The organism is Companilactobacillus zhongbaensis (genome assembly GCF_003946515.1).
Taxonomy (GTDB): domain Bacteria; phylum Bacillota; class Bacilli; order Lactobacillales; family Lactobacillaceae; genus Companilactobacillus; species Companilactobacillus zhongbaensis.
In genome coordinates this window covers 72,058-83,744 of record NZ_RHOM01000009.1, presented here as the reverse complement: position 1 = coordinate 83,744, position 11,687 = coordinate 72,058, and the positions used below count along the sequence as shown (strand labels likewise).

General features: G+C 42.5%; 10 protein-coding genes. 4 read left to right on the top strand and 6 right to left on the bottom strand.

Annotated elements, in window-relative coordinates; all coding sequences use genetic code 11:
• Nucleotides 1–584: 584 nt before the first annotated feature.
• Complete coding sequence (locus tag EKM69_RS05955; protein ID WP_125709131.1) at nucleotides 585–1,547, top strand: 2-hydroxyacid dehydrogenase family protein; 963 nt, start codon at nucleotides 585–587, stop codon at nucleotides 1,545–1,547.
• A 45-nt stretch (nucleotides 1,548–1,592) separates the two neighbouring features.
• Here the strand turns inward: EKM69_RS05955 and EKM69_RS05950 are convergent, their stop codons facing one another.
• Entirely contained in the window at nucleotides 1,593–2,999 is a 1,407-nt protein-coding gene (locus tag EKM69_RS05950; protein WP_125709129.1) for an aminotransferase-like domain-containing protein, read from the bottom strand.
• A gap of 115 nt (nucleotides 3,000–3,114) precedes the next feature.
• Here EKM69_RS05950 and thiD point away from each other — a divergent pair, with 115 nt between their 5' ends.
• From thiD to EKM69_RS05935, 3 genes are read left to right on the top strand one after another with little or no spacing between them, the layout of a single operon-like run.
• Complete coding sequence (thiD, locus tag EKM69_RS05945; protein WP_125709127.1) at nucleotides 3,115–3,891, top strand: bifunctional hydroxymethylpyrimidine kinase/phosphomethylpyrimidine kinase; 777 nt, start codon at nucleotides 3,115–3,117, stop codon at nucleotides 3,889–3,891.
• A 27-nt stretch (nucleotides 3,892–3,918) separates the two neighbouring features.
• Entirely contained in the window at nucleotides 3,919–4,425 is a 507-nt protein-coding gene (locus tag EKM69_RS05940; RefSeq protein ID WP_125709125.1) for an ECF transporter S component, read from the top strand.
• Nucleotides 4,426–4,431: 6 nt separating this feature from the next.
• The gene (locus tag EKM69_RS05935) at nucleotides 4,432–5,004 is read left to right on the top strand and encodes a TIGR01440 family protein (protein WP_125709122.1); all 573 of its coding nucleotides are present in this window, start codon (nucleotides 4,432–4,434) and stop codon (nucleotides 5,002–5,004) included.
• 954 nt (nucleotides 5,005–5,958) lie between these two features.
• On the opposite strand, the gene EKM69_RS05930 is transcribed toward EKM69_RS05935, so the two are convergent.
• Genes EKM69_RS05930 through EKM69_RS05910 form a run of 5 tightly spaced genes read right to left on the bottom strand, consistent with a single transcriptional unit; the run spans nucleotide 5,959 to nucleotide 11,547 of the window.
• Entirely contained in the window at nucleotides 5,959–6,879 is a 921-nt protein-coding gene (locus tag EKM69_RS05930; RefSeq protein WP_125709120.1) for an ABC transporter ATP-binding protein, read from the bottom strand.
• Nucleotides 6,879–7,928 carry an ABC transporter ATP-binding protein gene (locus EKM69_RS05925; RefSeq protein ID WP_125709118.1) on the bottom strand — a complete coding sequence of 350 codons (1,050 nt, stop codon included), beginning with the start codon at nucleotides 7,926–7,928 and terminating at the stop codon, nucleotides 6,879–6,881. The genes EKM69_RS05930 and EKM69_RS05925 overlap by 1 nt, the downstream gene beginning before the upstream one ends.
• A gap of 11 nt (nucleotides 7,929–7,939) precedes the next feature.
• Entirely contained in the window at nucleotides 7,940–8,962 is a 1,023-nt protein-coding gene (locus EKM69_RS05920; protein ID WP_125709116.1) for an ABC transporter permease, read from the bottom strand.
• Complete coding sequence (gene opp3b, locus EKM69_RS05915; RefSeq protein WP_125709114.1) at nucleotides 8,962–9,894, bottom strand: oligopeptide ABC transporter permease; 933 nt, start codon at nucleotides 9,892–9,894, stop codon at nucleotides 8,962–8,964. Before opp3b ends, EKM69_RS05920 begins: the two co-directional genes overlap by 1 nt.
• A gap of 18 nt (nucleotides 9,895–9,912) precedes the next feature.
• On the bottom strand, nucleotides 9,913–11,547 hold the full coding sequence (locus EKM69_RS05910; RefSeq protein WP_125709112.1) for a peptide ABC transporter substrate-binding protein: 1,635 nt from the start codon (nucleotides 11,545–11,547) through the stop codon (nucleotides 9,913–9,915).
• Between the last annotated feature and the right edge of the window lie 140 nt (nucleotides 11,548–11,687).

Sequence of the window (11,687 nt, the reverse complement as noted above, 5' to 3'; positions counted from 1 at the left end):
TGTAAAATAGACATGGACATGAATACTCCTTTGTAATTGGTTTCGACGCCTTAATTATAATGATATGAGTAAGCTCATGTCTATTTTTATACAATAAAATCCCGGTATGCCGGGGTTATTTTGTTATATTCATCTTTCAACCTTTAGTCCCCTAAATAAACGATACATAATTGATCAACACTCACATTCAGTGAGTGTTTTTTTTGTTTTGTTTGGGGGGAGGTTCACTGCCGGTTCTGCGGGAGGTTCCGGGAATTGCGCCGTGGCTTCCATAGTCGTTCGGTGGCGTAGCCACCACCAAGAACCAGTTGCACAAGTGCCTTAGCACTTACGTTCCTTCATTTCGCGGCTGACGGCGAATTCCCTCCACCTCCCGCAGAACCTAGAGTGGTGGCACACTGAAGTTTTGGTGGATGCTTAACTATATATTCTCATTTATGTTTTTTTATGGTGCGATTTCACTGCAATGATAATTTTGATTTACCAAAGACAATTAACATTCGACCGTCATGCAGTTATCTTTTAAAGTTTTTCTAGAAGGTTCATAATTAAATTGAGATATTGATTTAAGGAAGGGTGAGTGTATGTCTAAAGTATTTATTGCAGGGCAGATCCCTGATGCTGCTAGTGAATTGCTTCAAAAAGCTGGCTTGGAGATCGATACTTTTTCTGTTGAGGGATTGATCGATCAAGCGACTTTGAAAAAAGGTGTTGCTGAGGCTGATTTTTTGATCACGCCTTTGTCGACTAAGGTTGATGCGGAGATTATTGACGCTGCGCCAAAATTGAAGTTGATTGCTAATTTTGGAGCGGGATTTAATAATATTGATGTTGAATACGCCAAGAAGAAGGGTATCCCCGTTACGAATACGCCGTTTGTTTCAGCTACTTCTACTGCTGAGGTTACGACTGGTTTGATCATCAGCTTGTCCCATCTAATCGTTGAAGGAGATCAGTTGATGCGAGGAGCCGGCTTTAACGGCTGGGCACCACTGTTTTTCCTCGGACACGAGTTAAGTGGCAAGACTTTAGGAATCATCGGTATGGGTCAGATCGGCCAACAAGTTGCTAAGAGAATGCACGCTTTTGACATGCCCATCCTCTATACGCAGCGCCATCAATTGCCGAAGGCTCGAGAAGTTGAATTAGGCGCAAGGTTCGTTACGAAAGACGAGCTAGTCAAAAATTCTGATATCATCACATTGCACATTCCAGACACTCCCTCCACGCATCATTATTTGGGAGCGGCTGAGTTTAAGGCCATGAAAAAATCTGCATTGTTGATCAATGCTGCCAGAGGCGCTGTGATCGATGAGCTAGGATTACTCAAAGCTTTGCAGGATAAAGAGTTAGCTGGAGCAGCGTTAGACGTTTATGAAAAAGAACCAAAGGTCGACGATGGCTTCAAGCAATTGAAGAATGTCATCTTAACTCCCCACATTGGCAATGCGACTGTGGAAGCTCGTAATGCGATGGCAACGATCGTTGCTACCAACTGTATCGCTGCCGATCAAGGTGAAGAGATCAAGTACATCGTTAACAAGTAAGTACTATCGCAAAAAAGCGTAAGGAACAGGAAAAAATCCTATTCTTTACGCTTTTTTTTCAGCTAAACGTTCTCCTAGTTCTTGCAATCGAGCTTCGTTCATTCGTGCCACATTGAAGCGGAAACTGAAGCGGTCGGCTCCGTATATGCCACCAGGTTTGACGAGGATATTTTTTTCGAGCAATTGATTGAAGATGTCGCCCTCTGACTGCGTCACCCACAAGTAAAAACCGCCGGCAGGGATGGCAAACTGCCAATCAGGTCGATATTTGCGGAAAATTTCAGCCACGGCATTACGCCTTTTTTCCAAGGTGGCAGTCAATTCGTTAAGCTCCGGCAAAAAGTTTTTTCGATTAAGAACCATGTTGACCATTTCTTGAGCCAACATGCTAGGGATCATGTCGAGTTTGCTCTGGACTTGCAGTAAATGTTGACCGATTGCTTGTGGGGCAATGATCCAGCCGATCCGCGTTCCTTTACCGAGCAATTTTGACATGGAACTGATGTAAATGACGTTAGTCGGTGCTAACTCTTTTAACGTCGGCACGTCGGCCTTGGTTGTCGAAAGCCAACCGAAGACATCGTCTTCAACGACGGCTACTTGATATTGTTGGCAGACACTCAAAATTCGCTTTCGCTGTGATAAGGTCAAAGTTTCACCGGTCGGATTTTCAAAAGTAGGATTCATTATTAAGAGTTTGATCCGATGTTTGATGATGGTGTCCTCCAACTGGTCGATATCGAAATTACTATTATTCAGTGGGACACCGAATGTCCTGATATTTAACGTCTGAAAAACGGCAGTGGCATTGAAATATGACGGAGTAGTGAAAGCCACAGCATCGCCGGTACTGAGCAGACTACTCAACACCAACAAAAGCGACTGAGCCGCACCACCGGAAACCATGATAGTCTGCTGAGCGAGGTCGATATTTTGTTTCATCTGGGGATGCTGGCCTAAGGTATCGATCAGTGGTTGATAACCTGTGGAAGCATACTTGTGGTTTTCGAGGTGTTTCTCCCAGTCAAACTCAAAAGTTCCGATGTCGGGGATCAAGTCAGCGGGCAATTCGTCGGCTGCTCCATCGATCAACTCACCCTTATTCAAGATCCGAGCTTGCATTAGTTGATCTTCGATATTATCGGCTTGAGTCGTAACTGGCTCTAAAAGTGATTGCCAATTGATACTAATAGTTTGAGGTTTCAATGTCGGTGTTTCCGCAATAAAAGTGCCACTACCCATTTTTTTAAAAATTATTCCTTGAGCAGCTAATTCACTGAGTGCTCGATTGACGGTCGAACGGTCGACGGAAAACCAGCGGGCTAAGCTACGTTCTGAAGGCAAACGTTGACCGGGGATGAGTTCGTTGTTTTGGATCAAAGTCTTGATCAATTGAATGATAGCCAAATATTTCGGCTTAATGTCGGGTAGATTATTGGACCAATTTATCATAAATATTCTCCTCGTTTAATGTAAGTATACAAATTGGTTGGGTCAAAAACAAACCAATTGGTGGTTGTTAATATGAGCCATTCACGAAATAATAGAAAAATTAGGAGGTAGTTTTATGGAAAACGTCTTAACGATCTCCGGATCTGACAGTCTAGCTGGCGGTGGCTTGCAAGCTGACCTCAAGACTTTTGAAGAATTCAACATCTTTGGGGTCAGTGCCATTACGAGCATCGCCAGTATTTTTAAAGATAGCGTCAAAATCGAAACGCTTGATGAGACAACTTTGAGAAATCAATTAGACTCGATCATCTCGCAAATGAAACTATCGGCCATAAAAATCGGTTTAGTCGGCGATATCAACAACGTCCATTTGATTGCTGAAACCTTGGCAGAAAATCCCGCACCACTGATTTTGGACCCAGTTTTGGTTTTTAAAGAAGGCAGTACTGATTGCGACAAACCGTATTTGACGGCAGTGAAAGAACTGTTGCCAAAAGCACTCATCACGACGCCTAACTTGGTGGAAGCGGAAAAACTCAGTGGCGTTAAGATCAACAGCCTCGAAGATATGAAAAAAGCCGCCCAAGCCATTCAAAAGTTAGGCTGTCAAAACGTCGTCATCAAAGGTGGCAGTCGCCTTAGCGGTGCAAAAGCTGTGGATTATTTGTTAACTCCCAATTCAGAGTATACTTTTGAAGATACTAAGGCTAACATCTCGATGACAAATGGCGCAGGTTGTACTTTTTCGGCTGCCGTAACAGCTAACATCGCTCTTGGACAATCGGTGGAAACAGCTGTTGAAAAAGCTAAATCATTCGTCTATGCCGCTATTGTCCACGGCAACTCTGTTGGAAGCGTCTGGCAAGGAGCTAGTCGCAACTTTCCGTCATAAATATTTTTTATAAATTGGAGGATCATGATGCAAAAAACTAGGATCAGGCAAGAAGTTCTTGCCGCAATTTTAACAGCTTTGACCGTCGCACTTTCAATATTAGTCGTCATTCCGGTTCCCGGAACGCACGGTTTAGTTACACTTTGCGAGGTCGGCATTTATACTAGCGCAATTTTATTTGGTAACCCAGTCGGCTTGATCGTCGGAGGTGCCAGCGGCTTTTTGATCGATATTATTTCTGGCTATCCTGTCTGGTGCTTGTTCTCGCTAGTAATCCACGGATTGCAAGGATTCACCGTCGGCTTCATGACCAAAAATAAAAAACTGACTCTGCTAAACATCTTACTACCACTAATAGCAGGAAGTGCCATCATGGTCGTCGGCTACTATTTCGCTACAAGTCTCTTATTCGGCTGGCCAGCAGGTCTAGCATCGATCCCAAGTAACTTAGCACAAGTAGGCTTTGGAATCGCCGTAAGTGTCTTAGTAGTTGGCAGTTTAATCAAAATAAAACCAAATTGGGTAAAGGGGTAATCAGTAATGGAGTTGGATACTTTAGAAAATAATTTGAATACCATAGTACAAGATGTATTGGATGCAGCTAAATTAAGACCAAACGACTTATTCGTATTAGGCTGTTCCACAAGTGAGGTAGTTGGAGGCCACATCGGAAAAGATTCAAACCCAGAAGTAGGCCAAAGAATCATCTACACACTATTAAAAAAATTACGACCACTAAACATCAACTTAGCAGTCCAAGGCTGTGAACATATCAACCGAAGTTTAGTAGTAGAAAGAGCTGTAGCCGAAGCAAAAGGCTTTGAAATAGTCTCAGTAGTACCAGCAATGCACGCCGGAGGAGCCTGCTCAGTAGCAGCCTTCGAGCAATTCGAAGACCCAGTAGAAGTTGAACACATAGTAGCTCAAGCAGGCCTAGACATCGGCGACACCTCGATCGGCATGCACGTAAAATTCGTACAAGTACCAGTTCGACCATCGATCAAAGAACTAGGAGGAGCCCACGTAACAGCCTTGCGCTCCAGACCAAAATACGTAGGAGGCCAAAGAGCCAACTACGAGCCAATAGAACATCGTGAGTATGTTCCAGAATAATATAAAAAAATCTCAACCGTGTGATTGTGCGGTTGAGATTTTTTTGTTTGAGGTTCACTGCCGGTTCTGCGGGAGGGTTCCGGGAATTGCGCCGTGGAACGCTGCGGACCCACTTTGAGCTATCCAAGGAAACCTGCCTTGGACATCTCAAAGCTGGGTCTTTTCGTAAGCACGGCCCATGCCGTGTAAACGAAAATTTCGCGGCTGACGGCGAATTCCCTCCACCCTCCCGCAGAACCTAAGGTAGTGGAAAACTCCCTTTGTGTGTGGGAGTACGGTACTTAGTTTTATCTCAGTAGACTGTTTTGGTTGATTTAGTAGTACTTAGATTTATTTCTTCCTACGAGTTTTGATTGGTTTTATCTATCTTTTGAATTTTTGTTGTGGAAAGAGAAATTAGGAGAAAATTTCGTAATATTATATGAGCCAGTTAGATTGGGGGTGAAGAGTGAGAAGGCATGATAAAAAATGTAGCGATTTCATACAAAAAGTCCCAAGATTTGTATGAAATCGCTACAAAAAATAAGCCATGTCAAAGAATCTGAAACAGCTTATTTCAATGGTTTAAAAGCACTAACAAGGATCAACAAGATAGAAACCGAAACAACAATCCTAGGAACGAAAAAAGGATAGAAACACAAAACTAATCAAAACAGTTTTGAGAAGTAAAAATAAGTACCGTACCCCACGAAAAAATTGAGTTTTTGCCAAACCTAGGTTCTGTGGGGGATGGAGGAAATTCGCTGTCAGCCATGAAATTTCACTTAGCGGTTTACCGCTTAGTGAAAGACCCAGCTTTGAGATGTCCGGGTTGGTTTCCCGGATAGCTCAAAGTGGCGTCCATGGCGTTCCACAGCGCAATTTCCGGAATCCCCCACAGAACCGGCAATGAACCTCTACCCAAACTACAACCACAAAAAAACTATCAAACCTAAAAAGGTTTGATAGCCTATATTAATACTTCTTAGCCTGCTCATCACTGCAATAAAGAAAATGCCCAGGCTGAACCTCTTGCAGCCTCTGATCATCAGAAAAATGCTTCTTATGATCAAAATCGATCCGTTCCCGAGTCTTCTCGACCTCAGGATCAGGCACAGGGATAGCTGAAAGCAAACTCTGTGTATAAGGGTGCAAAGGATTATTGTAGATCTCATCAGCCGAAGCCAATTCGACAATTTTGCCGCTGTACATAACCGCAATCCGGTCACTGATGTACTTAACCATGGAAAGGTCATGGGCAATGAACATGTAAGTTAAGTTTCTTTGTTTTTGAATGTCTTGTAACAAGTTAACGACTTGAGCTTGGATGGAAACGTCCAAGGCTGAGATCGGTTCATCGGCAATGATGAATTGAGGATCAACAGCTAAAGCTCGGGCGATCCCGATACGTTGTCTTTGTCCACCGGAGAACTCATAAGGGTAACGTGACATGTGTTCTGGATTCAAGTGGACCATGTTTAGAAGCTCTTCAACTCTTTGAGTCCGTTCATCATCATTTTTTGACAAGTTGTTGATGTCTAAACCTTCGGCGATGATGTCTTTGACTTTCATACGAGGATTCAATGAAGCGTAAGGATCTTGGAAGATCATTTGCATTTGTTGACGGAATTGCTTCATTCGTGGCGAACGATTTTTGATCTTACTAATATCGTCACCCTCGAATAAAATTTGTCCCGAAGTTGGATTGTACAAACGGATAATACTTCTTCCGGTCGTACTCTTTCCTGAACCAGATTCACCAACTAATCCAAACGTTTCACCCTTGTAAATATCGAAGGAAATGTCGTCGACAGCTTTGACTTCGTTAGCTTTGCCGATGTTGAAATACTGTTTCAAATGTTTAACTTGTACGATCGGTGTTTTTTCGTCAGCCATTATTTAACACTGCCTCCTAACATTTGTTGATATTTTTCAAAACGTTGTTGGATCGACTTAGGTGGTTCAACTTTGGGAGCATCTGGATGCAATAGCCAAGTTGCAGCGTAATGCGTTTTCGATACTTTGAAAAATGGCGGTTGTTCCTCTTCGTCGATTTCCATCGCATAAGCGTTTCTAGGTGCGAAGGCGTCTCCCTTTGGTGGGTTCAACAAGTTTGGTGGGGTACCAGGTATCGAGTTGAGTCGATTTTGGTCGTCGGTATCAAGCGTTGGCATTGAATCCAACAAGCCCCAAGTATAAGGGTGTTGAGGATCGTAAAAAATCTCATCAACGTTTCCATATTCGACTAGTTTGCCGGCATACATAACGGCAACTCGATCGGCGATACCAGCTACGACACCAAGGTCGTGGGTGATGAAGATGATCGAAGTACCGATTTTTTGTTGAAGTTCTTTTAAGAGATCAATGATCTGAGCTTGAACAGTCACGTCTAGCGCTGTGGTGGGCTCGTCAGCGATCAAGATCTCAGGATAATTGACGATGGCAATGGCGATGACGATCCGTTGTCTTTGACCACCGGAAAATTGGTGAGGATAGTCTTTCATTCTCGCTTTTGGATTAGGGATACCAACTAAGCGAAGTACTTCTTCAGCACGTTTTAAAGCATCAGCTTTGGACACTTTGTTGTGGATCAAAAGTGGTTCAGCCACTTGTTTGCCGATCGTCATGGTTGGATCAAGTGAGGTCATTGGATCTTGGAAGATCATCGAGATCTTATTGCCTCGAATATCATCCATTTGTTTTTCGGATTTTTTCAAGAGATCTTCGTCATGATAACGGATCTCTCCTTGAGTGATTTTGGCGTTTTTGGCCATTAATTGTAGAACTGTACGAACTGTAACTGATTTACCTGAACCAGATTCACCAACTATAGCTAGGGTCTCACCACTGTTTAAGTGGAAGTCGACACCTCGAATAGCATGGACGGTACCGTTATAGGTTGAAAAGTCTACGTTTAAGTTTTTAACGTCTAGTATTTTTTCCATTACTATTCTCCTTAGTCTGATGATTGTGGATCAAAGGCATCACGTAGGCCGTCACCGAGTAAGTTAGTTGCGATCATGATGATCGACAAGATCAAGGCTGGAGCCCACATTTGGTAAGGCAAAAATCTGAACGCTTTTTGACCGTCAGATAGTAGTGTACCTAGTGATGCGTTTGGTGCGGGGATCCCGATACCGATGAAACTTAAGAAAGCTTCGAAGAAGATGGCGTTCGGGATCGTGAACATTGTTTGAATGATGATTGTTGAAGATAAATTAGGGATCAAGTGCTTTGTCGCAATTTTAGTGGAGGATTCTCCTAACGTTCTAGCTGCCAAGATGTACTCTTGCTCCTTGAGCTGGAACGTTTGCGCCCGGATCAGTCGAGCCATCGTGACCCAGTCGGTCAGGGCAATCGCAATGACGATCGAGACCAGACCTGGTTTTAAGATGATCATCATTAAAATTACGACAACTAAGTTAGGAACGGACGATACGATTTCGATGATACGTTGTAAGAAGGTATCGACCTTTCCACCTTTCCATCCGGAGACGATACCATACGGTAGCCCGATGATCAGATCGACCAAGGTTGCTAGAACAGCAACGATCAAGGATAGTCTAGTTCCATAAATGATTCTGGAAAGCAAGTCACGACCGAGATAGTCGGTTCCTAAGATGTAGTAAGTATCTTTAGGAGCGTTGACAGCTTTATAAGCATCGACACTCTTACCGTCCATGTTTTGCATACCGTTGAAACCAGGAATGTCTAAGTTACCGATCTTAGGTGGTAAGTTAGAATATTCAACCCGTTGGGTATTCGGATTGTGTGGTGCAACTACGGGAGCGAAAACGGAGATCAAGACCATGATCCCGAGCAAGATCAAACAAACAGTAGCGACTTTATTGGAAAAAAGCCGACGTCTAACATCTTGCAAATAAGTCAATGAAGGTGTGCCAAGACTTTCTTGAGCTTGATTGTCTTTTTTATGAAGTAATTTGAATTTTTCTTTTGGAATCTTTGGAACTTGCTCCATTATTCTTTCCCCCCATTTCCTAATCTAATTCGTGGATCGATCAAACCGTAAAGAATATCGACGATCAAAATAACTAAGATCAATAGGAATGAATAGAAGATCGTTAGTCCCATAATCGTTGGGTAGTCATTTGTGGTGATCGATTTAACGAATTGTTCACCGATACCAGGGATCGAGAAGATGTTCTCGACAACCATGGAACCAGTCATAACTGAAACTGCCATTGGTCCGATGATGGTAACTACGGGGATCAAGGAGTTTCTCAAGGCGTGTTTAGTAACGACTTGCCAGTTCGAATTACCTTTTGATTTGGCTAATTCGATGTAGTCACTACTCATAACGTCCACCATTTCCGTTCGCATGAACCGGGCAACATTACCTAGAGGTAACGCCGCTAAAGCGAGTGTTGGCAAGACACTTGATTGGAAGTTGTCCCAAAGGGCAACTGGATAAATTTGCCATTTGTAAGCCAAGTAAAATTGTAATAACACAGCTAAAACGAAAGATGGGATCGATAGTCCTAAGATGGAGATGAAAGTTGCTAGTGTGTCGACCCAAGTGTTTTTTCTGATGGCAGCAACGGCACCTAAGAGGATACCGAGCACTGTACCGACGATCATAGCTTGAGCACCAATTTGCATTGATGGAGCAAGTCTTTGACCGATCAATTGTGTAACAGGTTCGTTATTGAATTGGAAAGAAGTTCCGAGGTTTCCTTGGAACAAGCCTCCCATGTAACGTAGATATTGAATAAAGACTGGTTGATCTAGTCCATATTGAGCTTTAACGATAGCTAATTGTTCTGGTGAGAGCCGATTTTGGTTAGTGAACGGTGTACCAGGCAACATCTTCATTAAGAAGAAGGTGATCGAAGCAATAATGAACAGAGTCAAGAAGAGATACAAAATTCTTCTGAGTATATATTTAGTCATTTTCCCCCAACTCCCTAATTATTTTTTGTAAGCCGTAACTATGTTGTACATACCGTTTGGTGAGACGACATAATTTTTGACATTTTTTCTAGTTAAGTTTGCTTGATAGTACTGATAAAGCGGAATGACACCTTGCTCTTCAGTTAAGATCTTGTCGGCTTGTAATAAGTCGTCCCAACGTTTCATTTCATCATTGGCATCGGTCGTAGCACTTCTCTTAACTAAGTCGTCAAATTCTTTGTTTGACCACTTACTATTATTTTGAGCGTTATTTGACATGAAGATCTGTAGGAATGAGTAAGGATCAGGATAATCAGCATTCCAAGCGGTAACGACCATATCAAAGTCCCCATTAGTTGACTTAGTCAAACGTGATTTGAATGGTACGTTGCTCAAGGTCAAGTTTAATCCAGGAAGATTTTTTTCCATTTCACCTTGAATATACTCATTTTGTTTCTTGGAAGAATCCGTATCATCACCTAGGAGAGTGAAGTTAAGATTCTTTTGACCTGTTTCTTTGATTCCTTCTTTCCAAAGCTTCTTAGCGAGTTTTGGATTGTAAGAACTGTACTTCTTAACGCCTTCGATTTCCGGTTCTTTCGTGAAATCAACGTTAGTTTGTGGATTGTTCGACATTCCAGAAGGTACGACTGAAGTAGTGAATCCAGTAGTCTTTCCGAGAACGTTATTATTTAATTGATCACGGTTGATCGAGTAAGAGATAGCTTGTCTGATCTTCTTGTTTCTGAAGAAAGCGTATTTCTTTTGATTAGGCTCGATGTAAAAAGTCGAGGCCTCTTTATCAATTGAGAAAGTATCATAGCTGGAAACTTGTCGGGCAGTATCACCACTGATTTTTTCAAGACGATTGATCCGGTTAGCATCATACAAGTTAAGACCAGTGTTAGGGTCCTTAGTTACGTAAAATTCGACCTTGTTGAGTTTAACCTTGTCAGCGTTCCAATAACTCTTGTTCTTGACTTCGGTCCAACTGTTGTCAGAAACGTGCCAATTGACGAGTTTGAAAGGTCCGTTGAAGACCATACCTTTACTGTTAAGACCATATTGTTTGCCGGCTTTTTCGACCGATGGCTTGTAAAGTGGGAAGAAAACCGCGTTGGCAACCAATTTATTGAAGAAAGGAATTGGGTCGTCGAGTGTGACTTGGAGTGTATGGTCATCTAAGGCCTTTACCCCCAAGGAATTAACGGGTTTCTTACCTGCACTGATGTCCGCAGCATTTTTGATTCCTTCATATATATATGCATATTGAGAAGCCGTCTTAGGATCAACGGTCCTTCTCCAAGCATAGACGAAATCTTGTGCTTTAACGGGTTTACCATTTGACCACTTGGCGTGGCGAAGTGGGAATGTGTAAGTTAAACCGTTATTAGTTGGTTTAACGATTTTAGTAGCCATAGCAGGCTGCAATTTGTCCCCATCAAATCGGTAAAGTCCGTCCATGGTGTTAGTGATATTTTGACCCCCGATAACGTCAGTGTTGATCGATGAATCCATTGATGCGATAACATCGCTGGCACTGATGGCTAGGGTAGTCTTACTGTCTTTTTCCGTGGCTGATCCACAGCCAGCTAAAAGGAGCACCATACCAAAAAGCGGTAGGAGCGCCAATAAATACTTCCGAGCTTTCATACTTACCTCCCTATAACATAAAACCTGCAATACTATTAGAATACTCTCCTTAAAATTAATCACAATACTTTCTAATTAAAATATTTCTAATCGCAGTCACTAAATATTGTAGCCAAATATTAAAGAAATTACAAAACAAA

Bases quoted from the DNA above. Each gene is read 5' to 3' on its own strand.
- EKM69_RS05910 (WP_125709112.1), bottom strand. From the start codon at position 11,547: ATGAAAGCTCGGAAGTATTTATTGGCGCTCCTACCGCTTTTTGGTATG.
- EKM69_RS05950 (WP_125709129.1), bottom strand. From the start codon at position 2,999: ATGATAAATTGGTCCAATAATCTACCCGACATTAAGCCGAAATATTTG.
- opp3b (WP_125709114.1), bottom strand. From the start codon at position 9,894: ATGACTAAATATATACTCAGAAGAATTTTGTATCTCTTCTTGACTCTG.
- thiD (WP_125709127.1), top strand. From the start codon at position 3,115: ATGGAAAACGTCTTAACGATCTCCGGATCTGACAGTCTAGCTGGCGGT.
- EKM69_RS05940 (WP_125709125.1), top strand. From the start codon at position 3,919: ATGCAAAAAACTAGGATCAGGCAAGAAGTTCTTGCCGCAATTTTAACA.
- EKM69_RS05925 (WP_125709118.1), bottom strand. From the start codon at position 7,928: ATGGAAAAAATACTAGACGTTAAAAACTTAAACGTAGACTTTTCAACC.
- EKM69_RS05955 (WP_125709131.1), top strand. From the start codon at position 585: ATGTCTAAAGTATTTATTGCAGGGCAGATCCCTGATGCTGCTAGTGAA.
- EKM69_RS05930 (WP_125709120.1), bottom strand. From the start codon at position 6,879: ATGGCTGACGAAAAAACACCGATCGTACAAGTTAAACATTTGAAACAG.
- EKM69_RS05920 (WP_125709116.1), bottom strand. From the start codon at position 8,962: ATGGAGCAAGTTCCAAAGATTCCAAAAGAAAAATTCAAATTACTTCAT.
- EKM69_RS05935 (WP_125709122.1), top strand. From the start codon at position 4,432: ATGGAGTTGGATACTTTAGAAAATAATTTGAATACCATAGTACAAGAT.